The organism is Klebsiella sp. NPDC088457 (assembly GCF_044900465.1).
Lineage (GTDB): Bacteria > Pseudomonadota > Gammaproteobacteria > Enterobacterales > Enterobacteriaceae > Klebsiella.
The window spans coordinates 29,627-55,565 of record NZ_JBJDNH010000039.1 but is presented as its reverse complement, the minus strand read 5'-3'; the positions used below and the strand labels follow the sequence as shown (position 1 = coordinate 55,565).

The 25,939-nt window shown below is 58.9% G+C and carries 27 protein-coding genes; 9 read left to right on the top strand and 18 right to left on the bottom strand.

Annotated elements, in window-relative coordinates; genetic code table 11:
- Positions 1-149 (bottom strand): hypothetical protein (locus tag ACI2JR_RS21515; protein WP_168800353.1); only part of this gene is annotated, 149 nt, incomplete at its 3' end.
- 277 nt (positions 150-426) lie between these two features.
- Between ACI2JR_RS21515 and ACI2JR_RS21510 the strand changes: the two genes are divergently transcribed.
- Positions 427-1,185, top strand: a complete 759-nt coding sequence (locus tag ACI2JR_RS21510) for a M48 family metallopeptidase (protein ID WP_462479434.1) — start codon at positions 427-429, stop codon at positions 1,183-1,185.
- 43 nt (positions 1,186-1,228) lie between these two features.
- Here the strand turns inward: ACI2JR_RS21510 and ACI2JR_RS21505 are convergent, their stop codons facing one another.
- From ACI2JR_RS21505 to ACI2JR_RS21440, 14 genes are all read right to left on the bottom strand, one after another.
- Complete coding sequence (locus tag ACI2JR_RS21505; protein ID WP_462479433.1) at positions 1,229-2,869, bottom strand: thiamine pyrophosphate-binding protein; 1,641 nt, start codon at positions 2,867-2,869, stop codon at positions 1,229-1,231.
- A 14-nt stretch (positions 2,870-2,883) separates the two neighbouring features.
- Entirely contained in the window at positions 2,884-4,353 is a 1,470-nt protein-coding gene (locus ACI2JR_RS21500) for an aldehyde dehydrogenase (RefSeq protein ID WP_132729800.1), read from the bottom strand.
- A gap of 9 nt (positions 4,354-4,362) precedes the next feature.
- On the bottom strand, positions 4,363-5,133 hold the full coding sequence (locus ACI2JR_RS21495) for an aspartate dehydrogenase (protein ID WP_132729799.1): 771 nt from the start codon (positions 5,131-5,133) through the stop codon (positions 4,363-4,365).
- Positions 5,134-5,142: 9 nt separating this feature from the next.
- Entirely contained in the window at positions 5,143-5,937 is a 795-nt protein-coding gene (locus ACI2JR_RS21490) for an SDR family oxidoreductase (protein ID WP_462479432.1), read from the bottom strand.
- Positions 5,921-6,691, bottom strand: coding sequence for an alpha/beta fold hydrolase (locus tag ACI2JR_RS21485; protein WP_132729797.1), 771 nt, complete (start codon positions 6,689-6,691; stop codon positions 5,921-5,923). The genes ACI2JR_RS21490 and ACI2JR_RS21485 overlap by 17 nt, the downstream gene beginning before the upstream one ends.
- A gap of 9 nt (positions 6,692-6,700) precedes the next feature.
- Complete coding sequence (locus ACI2JR_RS21480) at positions 6,701-7,231, bottom strand: cupin domain-containing protein (protein WP_132729796.1); 531 nt, start codon at positions 7,229-7,231, stop codon at positions 6,701-6,703.
- Between the two features lie 10 nt (positions 7,232-7,241).
- Positions 7,242-8,498 (bottom strand): MFS transporter, encoded by a 1,257-nt coding sequence (locus ACI2JR_RS21475; RefSeq protein ID WP_462479431.1) that lies wholly within the window; start codon positions 8,496-8,498, stop codon positions 7,242-7,244.
- A 27-nt stretch (positions 8,499-8,525) separates the two neighbouring features.
- Entirely contained in the window at positions 8,526-9,722 is a 1,197-nt protein-coding gene (locus ACI2JR_RS21470) for an NAD(P)/FAD-dependent oxidoreductase (RefSeq protein WP_462479430.1), read from the bottom strand.
- A complete protein-coding gene (locus ACI2JR_RS21465) occupies positions 9,719-10,645 on the bottom strand; it encodes a VOC family protein (RefSeq protein ID WP_132729793.1) in 927 nt (308 codons plus the stop codon). Before ACI2JR_RS21465 ends, ACI2JR_RS21470 begins: the two co-directional genes overlap by 4 nt.
- A gap of 88 nt (positions 10,646-10,733) precedes the next feature.
- The gene (locus ACI2JR_RS21460) at positions 10,734-11,522 is read right to left on the bottom strand and encodes an IclR family transcriptional regulator (RefSeq protein WP_132729792.1); all 789 of its coding nucleotides are present in this window, start codon (positions 11,520-11,522) and stop codon (positions 10,734-10,736) included.
- Positions 11,523-11,535: 13 nt separating this feature from the next.
- A complete protein-coding gene (locus tag ACI2JR_RS21455) occupies positions 11,536-12,285 on the bottom strand; it encodes an SDR family oxidoreductase (RefSeq protein WP_132729791.1) in 750 nt (249 codons plus the stop codon).
- Positions 12,285-13,307: a Rieske 2Fe-2S domain-containing protein gene (locus tag ACI2JR_RS21450; protein ID WP_462479429.1), complete on the bottom strand. Its 1,023-nt coding sequence runs from the start codon at positions 13,305-13,307 to the stop codon at positions 12,285-12,287. The genes ACI2JR_RS21455 and ACI2JR_RS21450 overlap by 1 nt, the downstream gene beginning before the upstream one ends.
- A gap of 10 nt (positions 13,308-13,317) precedes the next feature.
- Positions 13,318-13,626 carry a recombinase-like helix-turn-helix domain-containing protein gene (locus ACI2JR_RS21445; protein ID WP_132729789.1) on the bottom strand — a complete coding sequence of 103 codons (309 nt, stop codon included), beginning with the start codon at positions 13,624-13,626 and terminating at the stop codon, positions 13,318-13,320.
- Complete coding sequence (locus tag ACI2JR_RS21440) at positions 13,623-13,946, bottom strand: Rieske (2Fe-2S) protein (RefSeq protein ID WP_132729788.1); 324 nt, start codon at positions 13,944-13,946, stop codon at positions 13,623-13,625. The genes ACI2JR_RS21445 and ACI2JR_RS21440 overlap by 4 nt, the downstream gene beginning before the upstream one ends.
- 427 nt (positions 13,947-14,373) lie before the next feature.
- On the opposite strand from ACI2JR_RS21440, the gene ACI2JR_RS21435 reads away from it, so the two are divergent.
- Positions 14,374-15,585, top strand: coding sequence for an MFS transporter (locus tag ACI2JR_RS21435; RefSeq protein WP_462479428.1), 1,212 nt, complete (start codon positions 14,374-14,376; stop codon positions 15,583-15,585).
- 3 nt (positions 15,586-15,588) lie between these two features.
- Here the strand turns inward: ACI2JR_RS21435 and speB are convergent, their stop codons facing one another.
- The 3 genes from speB to yqgB form a co-directional block, all read right to left on the bottom strand.
- Positions 15,589-16,509 carry an agmatinase gene (gene speB / locus ACI2JR_RS21430; protein WP_462479427.1) on the bottom strand — a complete coding sequence of 307 codons (921 nt, stop codon included), beginning with the start codon at positions 16,507-16,509 and terminating at the stop codon, positions 15,589-15,591.
- Between the two features lie 205 nt (positions 16,510-16,714).
- On the bottom strand, positions 16,715-18,691 hold the full coding sequence (gene speA, locus ACI2JR_RS21425) for a biosynthetic arginine decarboxylase (protein ID WP_132729785.1): 1,977 nt from the start codon (positions 18,689-18,691) through the stop codon (positions 16,715-16,717).
- Positions 18,692-18,699: 8 nt separating this feature from the next.
- The gene (yqgB, locus tag ACI2JR_RS21420; RefSeq protein ID WP_132729784.1) at positions 18,700-18,831 is read right to left on the bottom strand and encodes an acid stress response protein YqgB; all 132 of its coding nucleotides are present in this window, start codon (positions 18,829-18,831) and stop codon (positions 18,700-18,702) included.
- 375 nt (positions 18,832-19,206) lie between these two features.
- Here yqgB and ACI2JR_RS21415 point away from each other — a divergent pair, with 375 nt between their 5' ends.
- The 7 genes from ACI2JR_RS21415 to gshB all read left to right on the top strand — a co-directional run bounded on the left by ACI2JR_RS21415 (position 19,207) and on the right by gshB (position 25,639).
- The gene (locus tag ACI2JR_RS21415) at positions 19,207-19,374 is read left to right on the top strand and encodes a hypothetical protein (protein WP_462479426.1); all 168 of its coding nucleotides are present in this window, start codon (positions 19,207-19,209) and stop codon (positions 19,372-19,374) included.
- A 158-nt stretch (positions 19,375-19,532) separates the two neighbouring features.
- Complete coding sequence (gene metK, locus ACI2JR_RS21410) at positions 19,533-20,687, top strand: methionine adenosyltransferase (protein WP_132729783.1); 1,155 nt, start codon at positions 19,533-19,535, stop codon at positions 20,685-20,687.
- A 388-nt stretch (positions 20,688-21,075) separates the two neighbouring features.
- Positions 21,076-22,470 carry a sugar porter family MFS transporter gene (locus ACI2JR_RS21405; protein ID WP_462479425.1) on the top strand — a complete coding sequence of 465 codons (1,395 nt, stop codon included), beginning with the start codon at positions 21,076-21,078 and terminating at the stop codon, positions 22,468-22,470.
- Between the two features lie 78 nt (positions 22,471-22,548).
- Positions 22,549-23,049 (top strand): SprT family zinc-dependent metalloprotease, encoded by a 501-nt coding sequence (locus tag ACI2JR_RS21400; protein WP_462479424.1) that lies wholly within the window; start codon positions 22,549-22,551, stop codon positions 23,047-23,049.
- Positions 23,050-23,143: 94 nt separating this feature from the next.
- A complete protein-coding gene (gene endA, locus ACI2JR_RS21395) occupies positions 23,144-23,851 on the top strand; it encodes a deoxyribonuclease I (protein ID WP_462479423.1) in 708 nt (235 codons plus the stop codon).
- An 88-nt stretch (positions 23,852-23,939) separates the two neighbouring features.
- Positions 23,940-24,671 (top strand): 16S rRNA (uracil(1498)-N(3))-methyltransferase, encoded by a 732-nt coding sequence (rsmE, locus tag ACI2JR_RS21390; RefSeq protein ID WP_132729779.1) that lies wholly within the window; start codon positions 23,940-23,942, stop codon positions 24,669-24,671.
- Positions 24,672-24,691: 20 nt separating this feature from the next.
- On the top strand, positions 24,692-25,639 hold the full coding sequence (gshB, locus tag ACI2JR_RS21385; RefSeq protein WP_132729778.1) for a glutathione synthase: 948 nt from the start codon (positions 24,692-24,694) through the stop codon (positions 25,637-25,639).
- Positions 25,640-25,939: the final 300 nt, after the last annotated feature.

The window sequence follows — 25,939 nt, the reverse complement described above, 5'->3', positions numbered from 1 at the left end:
TTCGGGTTATGGTTCAGGAAATCACGCCACAGGACTTCGGCAATGTCAGCCATACCCATCGGGGCACCCGGGTGGCCGGATTTGGCTTTCTGTACAGCATCCATGCTCAGCGCACGAATAGCGTTAGCAAGCTCTTTACGTGAGGACATTTTGACTCCAGTTCGGACTGTTGAAGGCCATACCCTTAACGACTTGACGAGAGCGCGTTTTGGGCTACGCCAGAAAAAAGTGTCAACAATGTAACCCAAGCGCGAAAGCATGTACATGGAGCATCCTTTTGTGGTTTAAGAAATCTCCGGAACACGTTGTGCTGCCCCGGAATCCTCTCGCCCGCATCACGCAATAGTCTTTATAATTTGTGCAGGATGCGACATGCTTATCGTCGCCTTTTTCAGACAAATAATCGTAAGATTGTGGAAGATAAAAATGAAAATTCGTTCAACTATTCTTGCCCTTGGGATTGCAGCAACCCTTACCGGATGTCAGAACATGGACTCCAATGCCCTCCTCAGCTCCGGCGCAGGCGCTTTTCAGGCCTATTCGCTGAGCGATGAGCAGGTCAAAACGCTCAGCGATCAGGCCTGTAAAGAGATGGATAGCAAGGCGACCCTTTCGCCGGCCAGCAGCGAATACAGCAAGCGCCTGAATAAAATCGCCGCCGCGCTGGGGGACAATATCAACGGCCAGCCGGTGAATTACAAAGTGTATGAAACCAAGGACGTTAACGCGTTTGCCATGGCGAACGGCTGCATCCGCGTCTATAGCGGCCTGATGGATCTCATGAATGATAATGAAGTTGAAGCGGTTATCGGCCACGAAATGGGTCACGTCGCGCTCGGCCACGTCAAGAAAGGGATGCAGGTAGCGCTTGGCACCAACGCCCTTCGCGCCGCCGCCGCGTCAGCGGGCGGCATCGTCGGCAGCCTGTCGCAATCTCAGCTTGGCGATCTGGGCGAAAAGCTGGTGAACTCGCAGTTCTCCCAGCGCCAGGAGTCAGAAGCGGACGACTACTCTTACGATTTGCTGCGTAAACGCGGGATTAATCCCGCGGGGCTGGCCACCAGCTTTGAAAAACTGGCCAAACTGGAAGCCGGGCGTCAAAGCTCGATGTTTGACGATCATCCTGCGTCCGAAGAACGTGCGCAGCACATTCGCGATCGCATGAAGGCGGACGGCATTAAATAAGCGCCATCCCCTCTCCGCGCGGCGGGGAGGGGAATAGCGGCACTTAGTACAGCGTTTTTTGCGGCGGCCCGGCAAAACGCAGGGCGCCAATCTGCCCCATTCTGACCTCCACCACCGACGGCCCCGGCATCGCCAGCGCTTCGGTCATCACCGACTGAAAATCCTCCGCCCGCTCCACGCTCCACGCCTGCAGGCCTATCGCCTGCGCCAGCAGCGTGAAATCAGGGGTGTGCAGTTCGTTATAATACTGGCGGCCGCCAAAATACTTATCCTGAATACCGCGCATCACGCCATAGCCGCCATCGTTCATAATCAGCAGCGTGACGTTAGCTTTTTCCTGCGCCAGCGTCGCCAGCTCCCCGAGGTTCAGGCTCAGCCCGCCATCGCCGACCAGGCCGACAATCTTGCGCTGCGGGTTGGCGATCGCCGTACCGATCGCCATCGGCAGCCCCATCCCAATCGCCCCTGCCAGCGAATGCACATTCATCAGCGGACCGTGGGCGCGGAACAAACGGCTGCCCCACAGGCTGCCGGAGACGGTGATATCGCGGACCAGAATGCCATCGTCAGGCAGCGCCTGGGCAATGGCGTCGTTCAGCTGGGCATAGGCGCCGCACTGCTCGCGCAGCCCCTGTTCCGCCAGCGTCACCGCGTCTTTTACCTGGGCGTCCCAGTGACCATTGCCCCATTCACGCCCCTGCGCTTTTGCCGCCAGCGCGCCCAGTAACGCGGCGCAATCGGCAATCAGCGTGTTGTCCATCAGATAGTTACGGCTGGCCGCCGCCGGGTCGATGTCAATCTGCACCCGCGGAGAGGGCAGCGCCAGCGTCCAGGAACGGGTCTCGTTGCTGCGCAGGCGCGACCCCGCCACCAGGGTAAAATCGCATTGCGCCATCAGCGCTTCAACGGAGGGTGAATTGTGGAACGCGCGCAGGCTGGCGCGGTGGCCGTCCGGCAGCACGCCGCGCCCGTGGGTACTGGAAATCACGGTGATCCCCGCGTCCGCCAGCTTCTTCACCGCCGCCGCGCTGCCGATAGCCCCGCCGCCCAGCCACAGCAGCGGCTGTTTCGCCTGCTTGAGCTGCGCCCACAGGGCATCGACCATCGCCCCATCCGCAGCGGCCGCCGGTGCCGGTTTCAGCGCCGCGGTCACCAGCGACAGCGGAATCTTCGCCCCCTGAATATCAATCGGGATCTCGACCGATACCGGTCCGCACGGCGGCGTCTGCGCCTCCTGGATCGCCTTATGCAAAATGGCGATCGCCTGGTTGGCATTGCTGATACGCCAGGCACGTTTCGAGCTGGCTTTCAGGAAGGTCAGCTGGTCGCGGGTTTCGTGAATAAAACCGGTATCGGCATCCAGCCAGGTTTTCTCCACCTGGCCGGTAAGATGCAGCAGCGGCGTGCAGGCGTTCATCGCCTCGACCAGCGCCCCTACCGCATTTCCGGCCCCCGCGCCGGTGCTGGTCAGCGCGACGCCCAGGCCGGAAAAACGGCCATGGGCATCGGCCATGGTGACCGATCCGGCCTCGCCGCGCGCCGGAACAAAGCGGATATTGCCACGCTGACCAATCGCATCGGCGACCGGCAGGTTGTGAATGGAGATGACGCCGTAAATAGCCTCAACGTTGTACTGCTCCAGCGTTCTGGCGATGGCTTCGCCGACGGTTATCATTTCGCTCATTACTCACCCTTTTCTCAGTCGCACCAGTGGTTGACGCTATTACCCGTCGCCAGATAAATGCTCTTTTGTTGCAGCCAGGCTTTCAGGCCCTGGATGCCTTTTTCGCGGCCCAGACCGCTCTCTTTAAAGCCCCCGAACGGGGTCGAAATGGAGAAGATCTTGTAGGTATTGATCCACACCGTCCCGGCTTGCAGACGATCGCTTAAGCGCAGGGCGCGTCCGCTGTCCCGCGTCCAGATCCCCGCCGCCAGACCGTAGATGGAGTCATTGGCTTCGCGGATCAGCGTCTCCTCATCGCTGAAGGGCATCGCCACCAGCACCGGGCCAAAGATCTCCTCCTGGCAGACGCGGGCGCCATTGCGTAACCCTTCGACGATCGTCGGCTGGAAATAGCTACCTGCCGCCAGCGCCGGATCCGCCGGGATCTCGCCGCCGCACAGCACCCGCCCGCCTTCACGTTTCGCCAGCTCGACGTATCCGAGGACGCTGTCGCGATGCTTTTCATTAATCAGCGGCCCGACGTGGGTGTCAGCGCTGAACGGGTGACCCAGCCGCAGCCCGCGGGTCAGCTCCAGCAGGCGCGCCATGAGCTGCGGGTAGACCTTTTCATGGACAAACAGCCGCGAACCGGCGATACACGCCTGGCCGCCCGAGCTGAAAATGCCGTAGCAAATGCCCCGCGCCGCCTGTTCAATATCGGCATCCTCCAGCACGATAGTCGGCGATTTCCCGCCCAGCTCCAGCGAGGCCGGAATCAGTTTTTCTGCCGCTACGTGCGCCAGATGGCGCCCGGTGCGGGTACCGCCGGTAAACGAAATTTTGCGCACCAGCGGATGGCGGGCCAGCGCGTCGCCAATCACCGCGCCTTTCCCCGGCAGGACGCTCAGCAGCCCGGCGGGTAGGCCGGCCTGTTCGAAGATCCGCGCCAGCTCCAGCGCCATCAGCGGCGTCGCTTCCGCCGGTTTGAGGATCACCGCATTCCCGGCGGCGATCGCCGGCGCCACCTTTTGCATCTCACTGGCGATCGGCGAGTTCCACGGGGTGATTGCCGCCACCACGCCCAGCGGCTCGTAGCGGCTCAGGGTCAGCAGATCCGCGTGGCGCGGCGTGGGCAGCTCCCCTTCCAGCAGCTCGCAGGCGGCGGCGAAATAGCGGGCGCTGCCCGCCGCGCTCATCACCAGCCCCCGTGCTTCCGCCAGCGGTTTGCCGTTGTCCCGGCTTTGCATCCGCGCCAGTTCATCAATACGGGATTCAATAATATCCGCCACGTTATGCAGGATTTTTGCCCGCAGGTGGGGCAGCATGTTGCGCCATGCCGGTTCGCGCCAGGCGCGCTCGGCATCCGCAAGCGCCTCATGCAGATCGTCGAGGCTTGCCGCATGGAGCGTGGCATTCAGCGAACCATCCGCCGGAAAGTGGCTGTGCATCAGATCGCCGCCGCCGTGCCGCCAGCGGCCGCCGATAAAAATCTTCAATTCGTCCATCGCAGCCTCTCAGCGTTGCGCCAGTTCACGGCAGGCGCGTACTGCGCTCAGCGCCGCCAGGGTGGAAGTTTTTGGGTTGCTGGCCAGCGGGAGCCCGCTCAGCTCCAGGTGGAATTCGCCGAACAGCCCTTCGACATGTAGCGTGTGGGTGTTGCGCCGGGTCGCCGGGTCAACCATCAGCTGCACGCGAGTGTCGTCCATCCCGATGCCGCCCAGCGCCACGGTCGCCGCAACGTTGGCGTTGGCCGGAAACAACCGCGCCGCTTCACGGGCGCTGCCCTCAAAAAAGATTTTCGCCTCGCTGACCGCATTCAGGTCGATCAGCATCTCCGCGTAGCTGCCGCGCCAGCTGGCCGGGCTTTTACGCGACCGATAGGTCACGCGTTCAAGCCCCCCCTCTTTCGCCGCCGCCAGGCCATCGATACCGGCCACCGCTCCGGGCAGCAGCGTTAATCTGCCGCCCGCTTCGTTTAAACGCTGTTCCAGCTCGCTATCGGCCAGCGCGCCGGTGGAGATCACCGCCAGATGCCAGCCGCGGGCGAGAATGGCTTCGCCATATTGCGCAACCGCCTGCTGGCTGGCGCACTCCAGCACCAGATCCGGGGTTTCCGCGCAGGATTGCGGGTCGTCAAGCGCGATCACCGCGTCGCCGAAGCGGGCGCGGATCGCCGCATGGTGCGTTTCCCGCGCGACAATCCAGCCCAGGGTCACCTGCGGCGGCAGTCGCTCAATCACCGCCTGCGCCATGGCGCCGTAGCCAATCAGCATGATTTTTTTCATGACCACTCCTTACAGGTGACGGCAAAAACCGCCGGAGACATCCAGCGCCGCGCCGGTGGTAAACGACGCCAGCGGCGAAGCAAGGAACAGCAGCGCCTGCGCGGGCTCCTGCGGCTTGCCAAGACGCGCCATCGGGATCCCTCGTTTCCGGGCGATATCCGCCGTCCACTCGTGCCAGGTCTGACTCTGGTCCGTGCGGTTGGCGAAGCGCCGCTGCCACTGTCCTGATTCCACCATTCCCAGCAGAATGGAGTTGACGCGAATACCTTTCCCCACCAGATCTTTGGACAGCGTCAGCGTCATATTGAGCAGCGCCGCGCGGGCGGCAGAGGTGGCAATCATGTGTTCTTCCGGCTGCAGCGCCAGCAGTGAATTGACGCAGGTAATCGAGGCGATATCCGACTGCTCCAGCTGCGCCAGGAAGGCTTTGACCGGGTTAATCACGCCAAACAGCTTCAGCTCCGCCTCGTGCAGCCAGGCCTCGCGCGGGGTATCGGCAAAATGCGCCACATAGCCCTGGCCGGCGTTATTGATCAGCATGTCCACCCCGCCAAAACGGCTGGCCACCGCGGCGGCAAACGCCTGGACCTCTTGTTCCTGCAGTACATCGCAGCGCCAGGAAAAGACCTCCGCTCCGGGATACTCGTTTTGCAGCGCCGCGTGGGCGCTGGCAAGCCGGTCGGGATTGCGGCCGCAGAAAGCGACCTTCGCCCCTTCCCCCAGCAGCAGACGCAGCGTTTCAAAGCCGATCCCTGACGAGCCTCCGGTGACCACCGCGACACGTCCTTCAATTTGTGCATTCATCGCGCACCTCTTCCCCTACCCGTAACAGCTGTTGATTAAAAAAGGTTTCATTATCGAGATAGCTGGCATGCCCCGCCTGTGGGATGGCGGTGTACGGCATGCCGTAGCGCAGCGCTAGCCCGTGAACCCACTCTGGCTGAGTGATCGCGTCCTGTTCGCCGCACCACACTTCAAACCGGCCGCGATAATCGCCAAGCCAGCGGTGAATGTTGTCGTGCGCCAGCATCCGCGCCGCGGCGAGATAGCCGTCATGACGCAGCTTGCGCATCCCGGCGGCGACGGTGGCTATATCGGCCGCCTTCGCCCCGGGATGCAGCAGCTTCGCCGCCCGGGTTGCCGCCAGTACGTCAACGCCCAGCGCGATCTGCTGCTGGCGGCCCTGCCAGACCTTTTCCCGCTGCGCCGCCTCCGCCTGGCCGTAGCCTTGTGCCGCATCGGCCAGCACCAGTTGCAGAACGCGTTGGGGATATTTCGCCGCAAAAGCGCTGGCGACCAGCGCACCGAGGGAGTGACCCACCAGCACCGTTCGGTCAACGCCGGCGCGGTCCAGCAGGCGCGCCAGCGCCTCGGCATAGTCGCCCGCATCGGCTTGTGCGACCGGCAGCATCGGGCTTTCGCCATAACCGGGCATATCCCAGGCCAGGACGCGGTAGCCGGGCAGCGCCATCTGTTTATGCCAGGAAGCCGCGCCGGAGCTGATGCCATGTAGCAGCGTCAGCGGCGTACCGCGTCCTTGTTCACGAAAACCCGTCATACCGCCTCCTTAATTACGTTTTACTTTCGACAGCGGATGATCTTCCGGATAGGTCGGGATATTCGGCTTCTTCGTCCCCAGCATCACGCACATCAGCGCCTCTTCTTCGCCATGGTTAAACAGCCCACGGTAGATCCCCGCCGGGACGGAGATCAGGTCACGTTCGCGCAGCACGGTTTCGGTATAGCTATCGCCGTCCTGAATCATCAGGGTGATCTGCCCTTTGAGCATGAAGAACACCTCTTCCACGTCATCATGCAGGTGCAGCGGCCCCTCACATTTCGCCGGCAGCACCATGGTGGAGAAGGTGAAGTTTTCCGCCGCCACGGTATTGGTATCGCTGGCCACGCCGGTGGCGCCGGTGCCGATATAGCGCATCTGGGCGCGGCGATATTTGGGGTCGAAATCGGCCTGGAATTTCAGCGCATTCCAGTCATATTTACGCCCCTCAAAGCGCGCGATACGCGACTCCACCCACTCTTCCATCGTCAGATGTTCAGGTTTGATACCCGGTTTTGCAGTTACGGTTGAATCAGTCATCGTTTTATCCTCAGTAACGTCTCAGCAGCGGCAGTAACAGGACGCAGCCCACAGCCGCCATCACCGCCAGAAAAATCAGCCCGGAATCCATGCTATGGGTGAAGGCGATAAGCGCGCCCATCACCGCCGGCGACAGGGCGCCCGCAAAGTTCCCCAGCCCGTTGAAAATGCCCCCCGCCGTGGCGCTGACCCGGGGATGGGTCGCCTTCGCCAGCAGGGCGAAGATGTTGGGCGCGCCGGTGCCCCACATAAAGGTGCTAAAGCTCATCGCCGCGATAACCGTCAGCGGGGTGGTGAAGTGCATCACCGCCGCCAGACCTACCGCCGCCCCGGCCAGCGAGATAAAGCAGGCGGCGGCGCGTTTATCGAGACGATCGGAGAGCCAGGCGCCAATCACTTCGCCCAGCAGCATGGCGATAAACGGCATCGACGACAGCCATCCGGCATGTTCCAGATGGATACCTTTGCCTTTGATCAGATAGCCCGGCAGCCAGCCGTTAATGCCCCACAGATAGGCCAAAAAGGCGATATTAAAGATGCAAATCATCCAGAAGTGCGGGCTGACGAACAGCTCGCGGCGCGCGGCGCGGCGTTCCTCCTGCGACACCGTCGTGCCGGACGTTTTGCTCTCCAGCTGGATTCCGCGCAGCCCGATACGCACAAACAGCAGCACCGGCAGCGTCAGCATCGCCATCACAAAGAAGGTGCTCTGCCAGCCGAAGGTATTAAGCAGCCAAATCGACAGCGGGAAGCCAATGGCCGCGCCGACCGGCGTCCCGAGTAGCCACAGCATGGTGGCGCGCGCCTGAAGCCGCGGCGGGAAGGTATGGCGGACAATGGCGAAGGCCAGCGGAAACAGCGGCCCTTCGGCGATGCCGAGCAGAATGCGCAAGGTGACCATCGCGGTGTAGTTATGGGTGAAACCCATCATCACCATTAAGATGCACCACACTGCCATCATCCCGCTAAGCAGGCGCAGGGGCGCGATACGGTCGCCCAGTCCGCTCAGCAACACCGAGGAAAAACCGTAGCTCAGTAAAAAGGCGCTCATCAGAATGCCGAGACGCGTGGTATCAAAATCAATCCCCATCGCCTGCTGGAAATGGCTATCGGAGAACAGCGCGGCAATGCTGATCTTGTCGAAAAACGCCAGCAGTACGCAGGCCAGCAATGACAGTGGAATTGCCCAGCGGACCGCTTTTTCAGGCGTACGGACGCCCTCACCGCTGGCCTCAACCGGCGCGGTGTTTGTCTCTAATGTGGTCATCTCTCCCCCCTTAAGGGTGCGCGTGTGTTATCGCAATGACATCAGCGAAAAGGTCAGATCGTCGAGCGGTACGGCGGAAAGATCCCTCCCTGCCGCCATCCAGCGCTTCGCCAGCTTGACGGTACGGGCGTCGTTGAACGCCACCAGTTGGCTCAGGCGCCCGTCGGCATCGATCGAGAAGAACAGCGGCCCTTTTGGATCCGCGCGAACCACCGTCCGGCTTCCCGGCTGAGGAATCCCGAGGATCTGGATGTTGTGCGCGTATTGATCCGACCACAGCCACGGCGCTTCGTCATAACCCGCCGCCTGCGGATCGCACATCGCTTTGGCCGTCGCCACCGCCTGGTTCTGGGCGAAGGCCCAGGACTGAATGCACAGGCCATACTGGTGATGCTGCGCGACATCTCCCGCCGCGAAGATCGCCGGGTCGTTGGTCTGCCCCTGGGCGTTGACGACGATCCCGCGATCGATCGTCAGCCCCGCCTCGCGCGCCAGCTCAAGGTTAAGATCGACGCCGATCCCCACCACTACCGCATCAAAGGTTTCGCGCTGGCCGTCGCAGTGAATAACCGGCAGGCCGTTACGATCCTCCAGCTCCAGCGCGCCGCAGCCGCTACGGATCTCCACGCCCTCGGCACGGTGAACACGTTCCAGCTCCTGCGAGACTTCGCCGCTTACCGAGCGCAGACATAGCGCCGGCTGCTGTTCGAATAAGGTTACCGCCACGCCGCTTTTTCGCGCCGATGCGGCAATTTCAAGGCCAATCCAGCCGCCGCCGACCACCGTCAGCCGCGAAATCGTGGCCAGCCGGCGTTTCAGGCGCTGCGCATCCTGCCAGTGGCGCAGCGTGTAAACCTGCGGGTGTTGCGCCCATGCGTCGCCGGGCAGCCGGGCGCGACCGCCGGTGGCAATCAGCAGCGTGTCGTAGCCGAGCTGCTCGCCGTTGCTCAGCCGGACGCATTTTCCTTCACGGTCAATGGCTTCGGCACGCAGCGGACGATACCACCTGAGGTTCAACGCCTGCTGAACGTCTGCGCTGAACAGCCGCGGCAGCGCCGGTTCGGCCTCCAGCAGCGCCGCCTTTGACAACGGAGGACGTTCGTAAAAATCCCATTCTTCTTCGGCAACGACGCAAATTTCGCCGTCATAGCCTTCGTCACGCAGCGTTTTCGCCGCCCAGCCGCCCGCCTGGCCGCCGCCGATAATCACTATCCGCGCCGTCATACCGCCTCCGGCTTCTTCTGCTGGCGACGGGTGTCGTGGTCGATCCCGCCTTCCACCGCCCATTCGGTAAAGGAGACCAGCGAATGTTCCAGCTCGCGCGGCTGCCAGTTCTCCGTCAGGAAATCATCGTTGGTGTAATACTCAAACGCGCCGCCGGTCGGGCTGTTGACGTACCAGAAGTAGGCGGAAGAGACCGGATGACGACCCGGACCGATAAAGGTGCTCCACGCGTTTTTGTTCATCGCAATGCCGCCGCCAATCACTTCATGAATATCGCGCACGGTAAAGGCGACGTGGTTGAGGCCGCGTTGGCGGTTGGGCAGCTGTAATAAAAAGAGGTTGTGGTGACCGCCGCGCGCGCCGCAGCGCAGGAAGACCGCGCGGTTGATATACCGATCAGAGACCTGGAAACCGAGCACCTCACGATAGAAGTTCTCTACCGCCGCCAGCTCTTCGACAAAGAACACCACGTGGCCGACGTTGATCGGCTGCGCACGCTCATAAACCGGGCTTGGCGTATCGATGCGGCGCATATCGCCCCACTGGTTAATCGGCTCAACCTTGAGCTCCACCGCGGTTTGCTGGCTGACCTGAACCCGCAGCGTCATGCCGTTCGGATCCTGACACTCAAGGGCGCCGTCGACCTCACGAAAAGCAGGCTGTTGCGCCAGCCTCGGCCGCAGGGCATCCAGCGCCGCCTGGTCCGCCACGCCCCAGGTCATACGGCGTAGGGTGTTGCCCGCCTCAAAGGCCGGCGGCAGATCCGGGCTATCAATCGGATTCAGCTCCACCCGCGCACCGCTCAGGGTGGTAAAGCGCTGGCCATCGGCATCGCCCGTCAGGCCAAAATCACGCATAAATTTGGCGCTATGGGCCAGGTCGTCGACGCCAAATTCCAGCTTTTCAATTCCGCATACACTCATGGTTCGTTGCCTCTTTACCGTTCGGTCGCCCTGATTTGGGCGTAAAACATGCCCGACGCACGCAAGCGCCTGATGTTAACTTGTTGATTTAACTAGCCTGTGATAGATACCCTAAAAAGCCGGATATTTTGTCCGCCGCCATGCTGACGTCATTTTGCAGCCGCTCGCGATCGCTTTGCGGGATCTCATCCGACGGCACCAGGATGCTCACCACTGCCGCGACCCGACCGCTGCGATCGTAGACCGGGTAGACGATGGAGGAGATGCCGTGACGGAAGAAGGATTCGCCGATCACGTAGCCGCGCGCTTTATCCTGCTGCACCATCAGCCACAGCGCTTCGCGGTCATGAATCTGCCCCGGCGTGTTGCCCGGCAGACGCTCATCGGGAAACAGCTGCTCAAATTCACTGCGGGAAACGTCGGTCAGCAACATGCGGCCAAGGGACGTACAGTGAACCGGCAGGCGGGTGCCAATACTGACCTGATTGATGCGCGAGCCGGCGGCGCTGACGCGGGCGATGTAAATAATGTCCCGGCCATCGCGGATCGCCAGATGGCTGCTGCACTGGCTGGTATCACGCAGCTGCTCGATAACCGGCTGGCCGACCTGCGCCACGTCCAGCGACGCAATATATTCAAAGCCAAGCCGCAGCACATTCATCCCAAGGGAGAAGGTGTTGGTGCGCGCATTGCGCTCCAGAAACCCCATATACTCCAGCGTCTGCACCACGCGATACGCGGTCGCTTTCGGCATATCCACCAGCCGATGTAGCTCGGCAAAGGTCAGATCGCGATGCTGTTCGCCAAATGCCAGGAGCAGCTGTAGTCCCCGCTCCAGTCCCGGCACCAGGTATTTCACTTCCTGATCGTTTGCCATACCGCCTCGCTTTTTAGTTAAAAACAAATCCGCCGTTGACCGGAATCAGCTGCCCGGTAATAAACCGCGACAGGTCGCTTAACAGCCACACCACGCTGCCGGTGACATCTTCCGGCTGCTGGGCGCCGCTTAACGCGCGCCCGTTTTCGTACAGCTGATGCCGCTCGGCAGGCACATATTCCGTCGCTTCAACGCGGGTCAGACCGGGGGCGATCGCGTTGATACGAATACGCTTTTCGCCCAGTTCACGGGCCATTGAGCGGGTCATAGCAATCACCGCGCCTTTGCTGGCGACATAAGCCATCAGGCGAGGAGCCCCCCACAGCGCGGTATCGGAAGCGACGTTGACGATCCCGGCCCCTTCGCGCAGCAGCGGCACCGCCGCCCGGGTCACCAGCCAGGTGCCTTTGACGTTCACCGACATCACCCGATCCCACAGATCCGGATCGTAATCGATCATATCTTTGCCGCCGACGCCGGTAGCCATCGCCGCGTTATTCACCAGCCCGTCGATCATTCCCTGCTCGCCGATCGCACAGAACGCCCGCGCGATGGAGTCCGCATCGGCCAGATCGATGACCTGCGATTCAATACGATAACCCTGCTCGCGCAGGCGATGGGCGCTTTCCGCCAGCTCGCCCTGCAGGATGTCGCACATTACCACCCCGGCGCCCTGCTCAGCGCAAGCTTTGGCGAAATGAAAGCCGAGGCCGCGCGCCGCGCCGGTCACCACCAGCCGTTTGCCATTGAGCAGTCCGTTCATCAGGCGGCTCCCTGCTGCGTTTCGCGGGCAGCCAGCTGCTCTTTAGCCGCTTTTTGCATCATCCGGCGCAGGCGGGAAAGGCCGACGTCGTGCTGATACAGGTATTCGTGGTCGCGGGCGTTCGGCGCCAGGCTTTCCAGCACCACGCGATCCTGCTCCAGCACTTCCCAGTGCAGTTTTTCCAGGCGGTTGCGGTACATAAAGCGCCACAGATCGCGCTGCCAGCCCTGTACGCCACGAATACGCCAGAAGAAGACCCGGCAGTTATCGTTATCTTCCGGGACCACCATGCCGACGATCCAGAAGTGGCCGCCGGGCCCAAAACGCTTTTTGTAGGGGATCGACAGGCGCATCCAGTAAGCGCCGCTGTTGCCGAGCTCCACCCAGTCGAAGTTCACTCCGCTCTGGCCTTTCTTCTCAAAAATGAAGCCGGTTTTGGTCGGCTGGAGCACCATCTCCGCTTTACGTTCCCCTTCCGCCATCGAGTGCGACGACGAGTGCAAGTAGGTACCGTGCATCGGGTCCATGACGTTTTCCAGCGCGTACTGATAGTTGCATTTCCAGGCGGCGGTACAGAGGAAGTTGCTGTATTTATCGCTGTCGGCCAGCTCCTGCGGGAAACTCAGTTCATCCGGCTGCTGGTCGGCGGTGACGCCAAACCACAGGAAGATCGCGCCATGCGCTTCCTGGACGTTGTAGCTACGTACGCACTGCTGGCCCACCAGCGGGCATTTGTCGACCGCCGGGACATCTTTCACTTCGCCGTTACCTGCCACTTCCACGCCGTGATACCAGCAGGCGATACGATCGCCGAGGTTCCAGCCCATCGACAGGCGGGCGCCGCGGTGCGGGCAGCGGTCTTCCAGCGCCTGCAGCTGACCATCTTTGTTACGCCACACCACAATTTGTTCGCCAAGACGGGTGATGCCTACCGGGGCGGATTGCACTTCCCAGCTCGCCAGCACCGGATACCACAGGCCGCGTAAACCTTTATCGAGATAATTTTGTACCGTTGTCGTCATCGCTGTGTCCTCAGTAGCCGTTTACCTGCAAAAACGCCTGAAAGCTGGCTTCGCTCCAGGGCTCGCCTTGCCGATCGTGCATCTTCAGCGCGTTCAGCCCGTCCACCAGCTGCGTCAGGCTCTCCGCCCCCTGCTCAAAAAGCGTTTCGAGGGTAGCGATAAGCTGCAGCTCCCAGTTTTCCGGAACGCGACTGCGGGTTTGCCAGATAAGATTGTGATAGTCGCCGGGCTTATGAATGTTGCCATTCCCGCCTTCCGCGGGGGGCGTAAACTGGCGACTTTCCGGCAGCGCCGGGTTGAAGTTCAGGATTTCGCTCATGCCACACTCTCCTCGATAAACGTAATCTGGATCTGCTTGTCGAATACCCGCACCGGGTAACGATTGAGGTTACGGCCGCCCGGACCATGCAGGCATTGCCCGGTTTTCACATCGAAAACCGCTTCATGCAGCGGGCATTCGACCTTGCCGTCTTCCACAAAACCCTGGCTTAACAGCGCGTAGGCATGGGGACACACGTCTTCCAGCGCGTAATACTCACCATCAATCAGATAAATACCGATTTCTTTACCGTCGATGTTGCCGCTATAAGGGAAATCTTCCTGTACCTGCTCTGCGTCACATACGCCTATCCAGCTCATCACGATCCTCCAGGCTTTGTTTCATATATGAAACTCTGTTTCTTATTTAATACGGTCAATATAAAAGCGTTCAATCTTTCGTCAAGCGGTAATGTAAAGGATTTGTTAACTGATCGCTATTTAGTTAGCTAAGTGTGCAATTGATCACGAAAAATTACGGTAATATGAAATTGTGATATTTAACGGGAGAAGTAAAAATAAATTAACCTGGCGATGTAATTTTCGAAAATGACTATTGACTTCTTTTCCGGATGATCATTAAAAATGGTCATCGGGGCATATCGTGCGGTTTCACCTGTGAAACAACATTTTTATTTATCATTAAAAACAATGAGTTTCACTGGTGAACTATTTTACCTGCGTGACTATCACCGCTATTAAAAAATAAACACATCGCTTCATCAAAGACCGGGAGAAAAAAATAAAAATGACCGCAAGATGGCAGGGTACAATCGCGTTGCTGTTGTTAATTATCATCTCTTATATTGATCGGGTAAATATTTCAGTGATGATACTTAACCCCGACTTTGCCGCCCACTTTCAGTTAAATGAAAACAGAATGTTACAGGGAATGCTAATGACCTGCTTTCTGCTGGGCTATGGTTTTTCGGCATTATTATTAACGCCGGTTATAGAAAGTAAGCTGCATTACCGCCAGGGATTGCTTGCCAGTATCGCCGTCTGGGCGGTGGTCTGCGCGATTTCGCCCGTAGTGGGTTCGCTGATGGGGATGCTGATCGCCCGCCTCATTCTGGGGATCGCGGAAGGCCCGCTATTTTCCCTTAAGACACGGTTTATCAGCGACAACTTTGCCGCCGAAGAGATTGGTAAACCGAATGCCGTCACCGCCCTGGGGGTCTCTTTGGGGTTGGCGGTAGGCTTTCCGCTGGTCACTTTTTTAGTCGCCCATCAGGGATGGATGGGATCGTTTTATAGCCTGGCGCTCCTGAACCTGGTGCTCGGCGGTGGGCTGATCTGGCGCTTCCTGCCCGCGCCAGCCGCCGCGGTGAAACACCGCCAGCCCGGTTTTCAGCAGACCTTTATGCTCGCCTGGCGAACGCCGCTTCTCGGCTGGATCGTGCTGGTTGAAATTGCCACCCTTAGCTATCTGTGGGGCAGCAGCGCCTGGCTGCCGGCCTGGCTGCGCGATGAGCACCACTTTTCCCTGCAGGTGACCGGCTTTCTGGCCGCAATTCCATTCCTGCTCAGCCTGGGAGCGAAATTTCTCGGCGGCGTGCTGCTCGACAAGATGCGCCCGGAACAGGCGCCGCTGCTGTTTATCATCGGCGGCGCGCTGACGGCCTGCTCGGTCGTGGCGCTGATACTCAGCCAGCAGCCGGCTCTGCTGGCGCTGTTTATGCTTTCGGCGAATCTCTTCTGGGGGCTACAGGGGGCGGCGATCCCGGCGGTGGTGCAGCATCATGCGCCACGACAGGCGGTAGGCAGCGCCTACGGGATCATCAACGGGGTAGGCAACATCTGCGCGGCGTTTATTCCGCTGCTGATGGGGATGGTGATGAAGTCGGTGGGCTCGGTCAGTTCAGGATTTTCGGTACTGGTGGCGTCGCAGCTCATCACCCTGCTGGCCGGAGGAATGCTGCTGCTGCGCATGCGTCGCGCAGCAGCAGTGAGCGTCTAAGGCTTATTCGCCTTTTTTCGCCGCCTGGATGTAGAGCATTTCCAGCGCCAGGGTCGCCGCCGCCAGGGCGGTGATCTCAGACTGGTCATAGGCCGGGGCCACTTCCACCACGTCCATCCCGACGATGTTCAGATCCTTCAGGCCGCGCACCAGTTTAATCGCGCGGTCGGAGGTCAACCCGCCGATCACCGGCGTACCGGTGCCCGGGGCAAACGCCGGATCCAGGCAGTCGATATCGAAGGTCAGGTATACCGGCATATCGCCGACGATCTGCTTCACCTGGGCGATGATGTCATCGACGGTGCGATCGTTCACCTGGCCGGCATCCAGTACGGTAAAGCCGTTATCCTTGTCGAATTCAGTACGAATACCGATCTGCACAGAGTAGTTCGGATCGATCAGCCCTTCTTTCGGCGCGGTGAAGAACATGGTGCCATGGTCGAATTCGCAGCCGTTGGCGTAGGTGTCGGTATGGGCATCAAAGTGAACCAGCGCCATTTTACCGAAATGCTTCGCGTGGGCGCGCAGCAGCGGCAGGGTCACGAAGTGGTCGCCGCCGAAGGAGAGCATACGCTTACCGGCCGCCAGCAGTCTTTCCGCATGCGCCTGCAGCTTCTCGCTCATCTCACGCGCGTCGCCGAAGGCGTAAACCAGATCGCCGCAGTCAACCACGTTCAGGCGCTCGCGCATGTCGAAGTTCCATGGGAAGCGGTTATGTTCCCACGCAAGGTTAGTAGAGACCTGACGGATCGCCGCCGGGCCATGACGGCCGCCCGCGCGCCCGGAAGTCGCCATATCGAAAGGCACGCCGGTAATGACCCAGTCAGCATCGCTGTCGTACGGCTGGAAATTCAGCGGCAGACGCAGAAAACCAAACGCGTTAGATACCAGGGAGTTATCGTATTGATGACCTAAGGTGCTCATGGGTATGACCTCTTTTTACAGTCGGTGTATGTAACTACAGATATAAAAAAACCCTTCCGCGTCGTTAGGCCCGACGAGGAAGGGTTTGAATAGGGTTGCTGCTTTGTGGAGCGAATTATCGCCATTAATGCATACGGGTTCAAGTCAGTATAGCGTTTGTGTGACCTGATGCCCTCTCGACAACGCAAAGAGGGCTCGCCGAACGTTACTCGTCTTCCAGATAAGTGTAGCCGTACAGACCGGCTTCGAACTCTTCGAGGAACTGCTGCTGCAGCGCTTCGTCGAGACCGGAATTTTTCACCTGATCGCGGAACTGGGTCAACAGCGTGTTCGGATCCAGCTGCACATACTGCAGCATATCCGCCACGGTATCCCCTTCATCGGAGAGTTCAACTTCGACGCTGCCGTCAGGGAACACAAACACGTCTACCGCTTCGGTATCACCGAACAGGTTGTGCATGTTGCCGAGGATCTCCTGGTAGGCGCCAACCATAAAGAAGCCCAGCATCGGTGGGTTCTCAGGATCGTATTCCGGCATCGGCATGGTGGTGGCGATGCCGTCGCCATCGACGTAATGGTCGATGGCGCCATCGGAGTCGCAGGTGATATCCAGCAGCACCGCGCGGCGTTCAGGCACCAGGTTCAACCCTTCCAGCGGCATCACCGGAAACAGCTGATCGATACCCCAGGCATCCGGCATCGACTGGAACAGCGAGAAGTTGACGTAAATCTTATCCGCCATACGTTCCTGCAGTTCGTCGATAATCGGACGATGCGCGCGGTTGCTTGGGTCGAGCTGTTTCTGAACTTCATGACACATGTTCAGATACAGCTGCTCAGCCCAGGCGCGCTCCTGGAGGTTAAAGGTGCCGGAAGAGTAGCCGATATGAATATCGTGCAGATCCATCTGGCTGTCGTGCAGCCATTCGCGCAGCGAGCGACGGTTGCCGGTCTCGTGCATCTCCTGCCAGGTTTCCCACATGCTTTGCAACGGACGCGCCGCATCTTGCGCCGGCGGCGTCGCCTCGGTGTATTCGTTACGCTCAACGCCGATGATGTTGGAGACCAGCACGGTGTGGTGTGCGGTAACCGCACGCCCGGATTCGGTAATCACCGTCGGGTGCGGCAGGCCGTTCTCTTCGCAGGCGTCGCCAATCGCCCAGATAATGTTGTTGGCGTACTCGTTCAGACCGTAGTTCACCGAGCAGTCAGACTGCGAGCGAGTCCCTTCGTAGTCCACGCCCAGGCCGCCGCCGACGTCAAAGCACTGAATATTGACGCCCAGCTTGTGCAGTTCGACGTAGAAACGTGACGATTCGCGCACGCCGGTGGCGATATCGCGAATGTTGGCCATCTGCGACCCCAGGTGGAAGTGCAGCAGCTGCAGACTTTCCAGGTGTCCCGCCGCGCGCAGAATCTCAACCAGCTGCAGAACCTGCGTTGCCGCGAGGCCGAACTTCGATTTTTCGCCGCCGGAAGATTGCCATTTACCGGAACCCTGCGAAGCCAGACGCGCACGTACGCCAAGGCGCGGCACGACATTCAGGCGCGCGGCCTCTTCCAGCACAATCGCGATTTCCGACATCTTTTCGATAACCAGATAGACCTTGTGGCCCATCTTTTCACCGACCAGCGCCAGACGGATGTACTCGCGATCTTTATAGCCGTTACAGACGATAACGCTGCGGGTCATGCCGGCATGCGCCAGCACCGCCATCAGCTCGGCCTTGGAACCGGCTTCCAGCCCCAGCGGCTCGCCGGAGTGGATCAGCGACTCAATCACGCGACGATGCTGGTTCACTTTAATCGGATAGACCAGGAAGTAGTCGCCGTTATAGCCATAGGACTCACGCGCGCGTTTAAAGGCGGCGTTAATCGAACGCAGGCGGTGCTGCAGAATTTGCGGGAAGCAGAACAACGCCGGCAGGCGCTGTCCCTGTGCTTCACGTGCTTTCACTAATTCAGCAAGGTCAACGCGCGCTTCCGGAACGTCAGGATCCGGGCAAACGCTGATATGGCCCAGTTCGTTAACGTCGTAGTAGTTATTACCCCACCAGGCAATATTGTAAGTACGTAGCATTTTGCTGGCTTCCTGGGAGCTCATCGCAACCTCCTGCATGGAACGTAGTACACCGTGTTCGCCTGCTGACGAAGGCGAAACTGAAGACATGTCGTCAGACATAGCGAACCTCAAATTTTAGTCGTAAGTGTAAAACAGTTAACTACTATCGCAGTCCGAAGACACGATAACAACCCATGAACAGTCCTAAACCCCAGCAGATAGTGCTGGCTTTGCGACTGCGCGACCGGTTTCTTATTCATATCATAGTAAAACACATACCCGAACGTAGTATGACAGTCCGGAGAAACCACGAGAAAACCCTTGCGATAGCAAGAGCGCCCTTGTTCAGTTTTCAGATAGCCTGCCGGCCCTGGAATCCTGAGAAGCGCCGAGACGGGTAGAACGTCGGCTGGTGTGCATGAAAGAGATGCAGAGTGCGGGAAAGTCACGCGCGACGGAACGACGCGACGAATCGGATGAAAAACGTGGGTTCATTATCTGGTATCACCTCCACACTGCCCCGGTACGGGCCAGCGACAAGCCAAAGCTAGACATACCGCAGCCGCGTGCCGAAACGCCGCTGAGGAATTCTGTAAATACAGACTGCTTAACCCGGCTGGAAGTGGCGTCACGAGATGCTCTTCGTGCGCTTTTTTAATGAGCCGCGCGCGGCGTTTTATACCGATAAGCCAGCTAAAATGCAAAATAAAAATAGGCGACTTGCCGCGATTGGCAGGAAAAATTTCCACCCTTCATTTTTCGTAAATGCGAAGCCGGTCAAAAAAGGCTGGAAATGGGATTAAGATTTGACCTAAAATAGCCATCCAGAAGTTAATCCATCTATACTGATTAACACTCAGACTGCTCGTGTCACTACCTGCAAGCTTTGGTAGAATCATCCATCAAAGCTAATCCACACAACAGTATGAGCTACACGAATACTCCACAGGTAAAATAAAACATGGCAAAACACCTCTTTACGTCCGAGTCCGTATCAGAAGGGCATCCAGACAAAATTGCTGACCAAATCTCCGATGCCGTGCTGGACGCGATCCTTGAGCAGGATCCGAAAGCGCGCGTCGCGTGTGAAACTTATGTCAAAACTGGCATGGTGCTGGTCGGCGGTGAAATCACCACCAGCGCATGGGTTGATATCGAAGAGATTACCCGTAATACGGTTCGTGAAATTGGCTACGTGCATTCCGATATGGGCTTTGATGCCAATTCCTGCGCCGTCCTGAGCGCCATTGGCAAGCAGTCTCCGGACATCAACCAGGGCGTTGACCGTGCCGATCCGCTGGAGCAGGGCGCGGGCGACCAGGGCCTGATGTTTGGCTACGCCACCAACGAAACCGACGTGCTGATGCCGGCGCCGATCACCTATGCGCACCGTCTGGTGCAGCGTCAGGCTGAAGTGCGTAAAAACGGCACCCTGCCGTGGCTGCGCCCGGATGCGAAAAGCCAGGTTACCTTCCAGTACGACGATGGCAAAATCGTTGGGATTGACGCGGTGGTGCTGTCTACTCAGCACGCGGAAGAGATCGACCAGAAATCGCTGCAGGAAGCGGTGATGGAAGAGATTATCAAGCCGGTTCTGCCGACCGGGTGGCTGAATGCCGCCACCAAATTCTTCATCAACCCGACCGGTCGTTTTGTTATCGGCGGCCCGATGGGCGACTGCGGCCTGACCGGACGTAAAATTATCGTTGATACCTACGGCGGCATGGCTCGTCACGGCGGCGGCGCGTTCTCCGGTAAAGATCCGTCTAAAGTTGACCGTTCTGCGGCCTACGCGGCGCGTTACGTTGCCAAAAACATCGTGGCCGCTGGCCTCGCCGACCGCTGCGAGATTCAGGTTTCCTACGCCATCGGCGTGGCTGAACCGACCTCCATCATGGTTGAGACGTTCGGTACCGAGAAAATCGCCCCTGAGCAGCTGACGCTGCTGGTTCGTGAGTTCTTTGACCTGCGTCCGTACGGCCTGATCCAGATGCTGGACCTGCTGCACCCGATCTATAAAGAGACGGCGGCATATGGCCACTTTGGTCGTGAACACTTCCCGTGGGAAAAAACCGACAAAGCCGCGCTGCTGCGCGAAGCCGCCGGTCTGAAATAATCCTGCCGCTTTGCTAAAAAAGGCCAGCCTTGCGCTGGCCTTTTTATTATCTGCACGTCCTGCTTCTCTCCCCTTCGCCGCGCATCCTCCGCGAATTCCCAATGAAATGAAAGCGATTACATAGGCAGTGAAGCCAAAAAACTGGATAAATAATGGGTTAGTGAAACGGTTTTCACTATGTTACATCCTGTTTCAGGCTTATCTGATTATGACTTTTTGTCAGCCAATCTATAATCATATATATAGCTGAATTTAATCATTTTTAAATAATTACACTTCTTTACCTTGGTGTAACCGATTACACAGCCGTGATTGGTATCACGTTTTTTTACGATGGACTCCCCTACCCTAAGTATCGACAGAATCAATAACTCAACTGGAGGGCGTTATGCCTGACAACAAAAAACAAGGGCGCTCGAACAAGACGATGACGTTCTTTGTCTGTTTCCTCGCCGCGCTGGCGGGCCTGCTTTTTGGCCTTGATATCGGCGTCATCGCGGGTGCCTTACCCTTTATTGCCAACGAGTTCCAGATCAGCGCCCACACCCAGGAATGGGTCGTGAGCTCCATGATGTTCGGTGCCGCCGTCGGCGCCGTCGGCAGCGGCTGGCTCTCTTTCCGCCTCGGCCGGAAAAAAAGCCTGATGATCGGCGCGATCCTGTTCGTCGCCGGTTCGCTGTTCTCGGCCGCCGCCCCGAACGTCGAAGTGCTGTTGGTTTCCCGCGTCCTGCTGGGCCTCGCCGTTGGCGTCGCCTCCTATACCGCCCCGCTGTACCTGTCCGAAATCGCGCCGGAAAAAATTCGCGGCAGCATGATTTCGATGTATCAGCTGATGATTACCATCGGGATTCTCGGCGCCTATCTGTCGGATACCGCCTTCAGCTACAGCGGCGCATGGCGCTGGATGCTAGGAGTGATTATCATCCCGGCGGTTCTGCTGCTGATTGGCGTTATCTTCCTGCCGGACAGCCCGCGCTGGTTTGCCGCCAAACGCCGCTTTGTCGATGCCGAACGCGTACTGATGCGCCTGCGTGATACCAGCGCAGAGGCAAAACGCGAGCTGGATGAAATCCGGGAAAGCCTGAAGATTAAACAGTCCGGCTGGGAACTGTTTAAAGAAAACAGCAACTTCCGTCGCGCGGTATTCCTCGGCATCCTGTTACAGGTGATGCAGCAGTTCACCGGGATGAACGTCATCATGTATTACGCGCCGAAGATTTTTGAACTGGCGGGTTATGCCAATACCACCGAACAGATGTGGGGCACCGTGATCGTCGGTCTGACTAACGTGCTGGCGACCTTTATCGCCATCGGGCTGGTGGACCGCTGGGGCCGTAAACCGACGCTGCTCCTCGGCTTTATCGTCATGGCCGTCGGCATGGGCGTCCTGGGCTCCATGATGCATATCGGGATTCACTCAGCGACCGCCCAGTACTTCTCCGTGCTGATGCTGCTGATGTTTATCGTCGGCTTCGCGATGAGCGCCGGTCCGCTGATTTGGGTCCTGTGTTCGGAAATTCAGCCGCTGAAAGGCCGCGATTTCGGCATCACCTGCTCAACGGCGACAAACTGGATTGCCAACATGATCGTCGGGGCGACCTTCCTGACCATGCTTAACTCTCTGGGCAACGCCAACACCTTCTGGGTCTACGGCGGGCTGAACGTCCTGTTCATCCTCCTGACTCTGTGGCTTATCCCGGAAACCAAAAACGTGTCGCTGGAACACATCGAACGTAACCTGATGAAAGGCCGCCCGCTGCGCGAAATCGGCGCCCGCGACTGACCGTCACGCTTCCTCCTCTCGCGGGAGGAAGCGTCTTCCCCTTGCTCTCCCCTTCACGCCGCACTATCCTCTGGCACTATGAAAACACCCCGAATTCCCATCGCCATTCAACAGGCCGTTATGCGCAGCCTGCGGGAAAAACTCGCCCAGGCGAATCGCCAGCTTGGCCGCAATTACCCGGAACCCACTCTGGTCTATCAGCAGCGCGGCACCTCCGCCGGCACCGCCTGGCTGGAAAAAAACGAAATTCGCCTCAACCCGGTGCTGCTGCTGGAAAACCAGCAGGCATTTATTGATGAGGTCGTCCCGCACGAACTGGCGCATCTGCTGGTGTGGAAACACTTCGGCCGCGTGGCGCCGCACGGCAAAGAGTGGAAATGGATGATGGAAAGCGTGCTCGGCGTCGCCGCTCGCCGCACCCACCGTTTTGAACTCGACTCCGTCCGTCAGAACACCTTTCCCTATCGCTGTCGCTGCCAGCAGCACCAGCTTACCGTCCGCCGCCACAATCGGGTGGTGCGCGGCGAAGCCACCTACCGCTGCGTTCACTGCGGCGATCTGCTGGTCGCCGACACCTAATTATCGGCTATAACTGGAAATTTTCTGATCTGACTGATTGCATCTGACAATCGCATTCGCTACGTTGCGGGCTCGTTTTGACACGGAGTTCACGATGTCCCGTATTTATGTTTTTACTGCGGCGTTTCTGGCCGCAGCCTGTGGCGGCCAGGCCGCGGCGGAAGGTATCAACAGCTTTTCTCAGGCCAAAGCCGCCGGCGTGAAGGTCAATGCCGACGTCCCCGGCGACTTCTACTGCGGCTGTAAAATCGACTGGCAGGGGAAAAAAGGCGTTATCGACCTGCAATCTTGCGGCTATAAAGTGCGTAAAAATGAGAACCGCGCCAGCCGGGTTGAATGGGAGCACGTCGTTCCGGCATGGCAGTTCGGCCACCAGCGCCAGTGCTGGCAGGATGGCGGGCGTAAAAACTGCGCCAAAGATCCGGTCTATCGCCAGATGGAAAGCGATATGCACAACCTGCAGCCGGCGGTGGGCGAAGTCAACGGCGACCGCGCCAACTTTATGTACAGCCAGTGGAACGGCGGCGAGGGCCAGTATGGCCAGTGTGCCATGAAGGTCGATTTTAAAGATAAAGTCGCCGAGCCGCCGGCCCGCGCTCGCGGTTCTATCGCCCGCACCTACTTCTATATGCGCGATACCTATCAGCTGACCCTTTCCCGCCAGCAAACCCAGCTTTTTACCGCCTGGAATAAAATGTATCCGGTGAGCGCCTGGGAGTGCGAACGCGACGCGCGCATCGCCAAAGTTCAGGGCAACCACAATCCGTATGTCCAGCAAGCTTGCCAGGCGCAAAAGAGCTAACCTACACTAGCGGCAATTGTTAATTGCAGATCCCGTGTTGCTCAATGGTGGGGAAGACGGCATCTGCGCGAAGAACGGAATATCAAGTATGCGCATCCCTCGCATCCACCACCCGGAGCCTGTTACCGTCGGTAGCCAAATCGCCCTTTCTGAAGATGCCGCCAACCACGTTGGCCGCGTTTTACGCATGGGCAAAGGCCAGGCAATCCAGCTTTTTGACGGCAGTAATCAGGTTTTCGCGGCCGTGATTGCCGAAGCCGGTAAGAAAAACGTTCTGGTTGAGGTGATAAGCGGCGAGACGGACGATCGCGAGTCGCCGCTGCACATCCATCTGGGCCAGGTGATGTCGCGCGGTGAAAAAATGGAGTTCACCATCCAGAAATCGATTGAACTGGGTGTAAGCCTCATTACGCCACTGTTTTCCGAGCGCTGCGGCGTTAAACTGGACGCCGAACGTTTGCAGAAAAAGATCCAGCAGTGGCAGAAAATCGCCATTGCCGCCTGCGAGCAGAGCGGTCGTAACGTGGTGCCGGAAATTCGCCCGGCGATGCAGCTCGAAGCATGGTGCGCGGAGCAGGACGATAGCCTGAAGCTCAACCTGCACCCTCGCGCCAGCGCCAGCATCAACACCTTGCCGCTGCCGGTGGAACGTATTCGTCTGCTGATTGGCCCGGAAGGAGGACTGTCGGCGGAGGAGATCGCAATGACCGCTCGCTATCAGTTTACTGATATTCTGTTGGGACCGCGCGTTCTACGTACAGAGACAACTGCGCTAACTGCCATTACCGCCCTGCAGGTGCGTTTTGGCGACTTAGGTTGAAGCGTTAACGGAGAATTACAATGATCAAGCTCGGCATCGTGATGGACCCCATCGCAACCATCAACATCAAGAAAGACACCAGCTTCGCTATGTTGCTGGAAGCGCAGAGTCGCGGCTATGAACTCCATTATATGGAGATGAACGACCTGTACTTAATTAACGGTGAAGCCCGCGCCCACACGCGCAAGCTGAGCGTGGAGCAGAATTACGATAAGTGGTACGCGTTTACCGGCGAGCAGGATCTGGCGCTGGCGGATCTCGACGTCATTCTGATGCGCAAAGATCCGCCGTTCGATACCGAGTTTATTTACGCCACCTACATTCTGGAGCGTGCCGAAGATAAAGGTACGCTGATCGTCAACAAGCCGCAGAGCCTGCGGGACTGTAACGAGAAGCTGTTCACCGCCTGGTTTGCCGACCTGACGCCGGAAACCCTGGTGACGCGTAATAAAGCCCAGCTGAAAGCCTTCTGGGAGAAGCATGGCGATATTATCCTCAAGCCGCTGGACGGCATGGGCGGGGCCTCCATTTTCCGGGTGAAAGAGGGTGACCCTAACCTGCCGGTGATCGCCGAGACGCTGACCGAGCTGGGTAGCCGCTACTGCATGGCGCAGAACTATCTACCGGCGATTAAAGACGGTGATAAGCGCGTGCTGGTGGTCGACGGCGAGCCGGTTCCTTACTGCCTGGCCCGTATCCCGCAGGGCGGAGAAACCCGCGGCAATCTCGCTGCCGGGGGGCGCGGTGAAGCGCGTCCGCTGAGCGACAGCGACTGGGCCATTGCCCGCCGCGTCGGCCCAACGCTGAAGGCCAAAGGGCTGATCTTCGTCGGTCTGGATATCATCGGCGATCGTCTGACGGAGATTAACGTCACCAGCCCCACCTGCGTGCGCGAAATCGAAGCGGCCTTCCCGATTTCCATCACCGGAATGCTGATGGACGCTATCGAGAAACGCATCAATAAATAAGTCCCCTCGGGCGCCAGCAAGATACACCACGTGATTCAACGCGAGATTTCGGGCTACAGGAAGGCGATGACGCAGCGAGTGCCCGGGAGCATAGTCCGCTATGTGACCGGGTTGAGCGAGGAAATCAACGCTCCTGTCGCCTGAAAGATACACCACGTGATTCAACGCGAGATTGCGGGCTACAGGAAGGCGATGACGCAGCGAATGCCCGGGAGCATAGTCCGCTATGTGACCGGGTTGAGCGAGGAAATCAACGCTCCTGTCGCCTGAAAGATAAAGTTGAATCGACAGTCTCGCACT

Excerpts from the sequence above, each read along its gene's own strand:
- endA (WP_462479423.1), top strand. The coding sequence starts at position 23,144 with ATGTCCCGTATTTATGTTTTTACTGCGGCGTTTCTGGCCGCAGCCTGT.
- ACI2JR_RS21465 (WP_132729793.1), bottom strand. The coding sequence starts at position 10,645 with ATGAGTGTATGCGGAATTGAAAAGCTGGAATTTGGCGTCGACGACCTG.
- ACI2JR_RS21460 (WP_132729792.1), bottom strand. The coding sequence starts at position 11,522 with ATGGCAAACGATCAGGAAGTGAAATACCTGGTGCCGGGACTGGAGCGG.
- ACI2JR_RS21510 (WP_462479434.1), top strand. The coding sequence starts at position 427 with ATGAAAATTCGTTCAACTATTCTTGCCCTTGGGATTGCAGCAACCCTT.
- ACI2JR_RS21405 (WP_462479425.1), top strand. The coding sequence starts at position 21,076 with ATGCCTGACAACAAAAAACAAGGGCGCTCGAACAAGACGATGACGTTC.
- ACI2JR_RS21505 (WP_462479433.1), bottom strand. The coding sequence starts at position 2,869 with ATGAGCGAAATGATAACCGTCGGCGAAGCCATCGCCAGAACGCTGGAG.
- ACI2JR_RS21450 (WP_462479429.1), bottom strand. The coding sequence starts at position 13,307 with ATGACGACAACGGTACAAAATTATCTCGATAAAGGTTTACGCGGCCTG.
- ACI2JR_RS21490 (WP_462479432.1), bottom strand. The coding sequence starts at position 5,937 with ATGAATGCACAAATTGAAGGACGTGTCGCGGTGGTCACCGGAGGCTCG.
- ACI2JR_RS21495 (WP_132729799.1), bottom strand. The coding sequence starts at position 5,133 with ATGAAAAAAATCATGCTGATTGGCTACGGCGCCATGGCGCAGGCGGTG.
- speA (WP_132729785.1), bottom strand. The coding sequence starts at position 18,691 with ATGTCTGACGACATGTCTTCAGTTTCGCCTTCGTCAGCAGGCGAACAC.
- gshB (WP_132729778.1), top strand. The coding sequence starts at position 24,692 with ATGATCAAGCTCGGCATCGTGATGGACCCCATCGCAACCATCAACATC.
- ACI2JR_RS21470 (WP_462479430.1), bottom strand. The coding sequence starts at position 9,722 with ATGACGGCGCGGATAGTGATTATCGGCGGCGGCCAGGCGGGCGGCTGG.
- yqgB (WP_132729784.1), bottom strand. The coding sequence starts at position 18,831 with ATGAATAAGAAACCGGTCGCGCAGTCGCAAAGCCAGCACTATCTGCTG.
- ACI2JR_RS21485 (WP_132729797.1), bottom strand. The coding sequence starts at position 6,691 with ATGACGGGTTTTCGTGAACAAGGACGCGGTACGCCGCTGACGCTGCTA.
- ACI2JR_RS21400 (WP_462479424.1), top strand. The coding sequence starts at position 22,549 with ATGAAAACACCCCGAATTCCCATCGCCATTCAACAGGCCGTTATGCGC.
- ACI2JR_RS21480 (WP_132729796.1), bottom strand. The coding sequence starts at position 7,231 with ATGACTGATTCAACCGTAACTGCAAAACCGGGTATCAAACCTGAACAT.
- speB (WP_462479427.1), bottom strand. The coding sequence starts at position 16,509 with ATGAGCACCTTAGGTCATCAATACGATAACTCCCTGGTATCTAACGCG.
- ACI2JR_RS21500 (WP_132729800.1), bottom strand. The coding sequence starts at position 4,353 with ATGGACGAATTGAAGATTTTTATCGGCGGCCGCTGGCGGCACGGCGGC.
- ACI2JR_RS21440 (WP_132729788.1), bottom strand. The coding sequence starts at position 13,946 with ATGAGCTGGATAGGCGTATGTGACGCAGAGCAGGTACAGGAAGATTTC.
- rsmE (WP_132729779.1), top strand. The coding sequence starts at position 23,940 with ATGCGCATCCCTCGCATCCACCACCCGGAGCCTGTTACCGTCGGTAGC.
- ACI2JR_RS21445 (WP_132729789.1), bottom strand. The coding sequence starts at position 13,626 with ATGAGCGAAATCCTGAACTTCAACCCGGCGCTGCCGGAAAGTCGCCAG.
- ACI2JR_RS21435 (WP_462479428.1), top strand. The coding sequence starts at position 14,374 with ATGACCGCAAGATGGCAGGGTACAATCGCGTTGCTGTTGTTAATTATC.
- ACI2JR_RS21475 (WP_462479431.1), bottom strand. The coding sequence starts at position 8,498 with ATGACCACATTAGAGACAAACACCGCGCCGGTTGAGGCCAGCGGTGAG.
- metK (WP_132729783.1), top strand. The coding sequence starts at position 19,533 with ATGGCAAAACACCTCTTTACGTCCGAGTCCGTATCAGAAGGGCATCCA.
- ACI2JR_RS21455 (WP_132729791.1), bottom strand. The coding sequence starts at position 12,285 with ATGAACGGACTGCTCAATGGCAAACGGCTGGTGGTGACCGGCGCGGCG.
- ACI2JR_RS21415 (WP_462479426.1), top strand. The coding sequence starts at position 19,207 with ATGCTCTTCGTGCGCTTTTTTAATGAGCCGCGCGCGGCGTTTTATACC.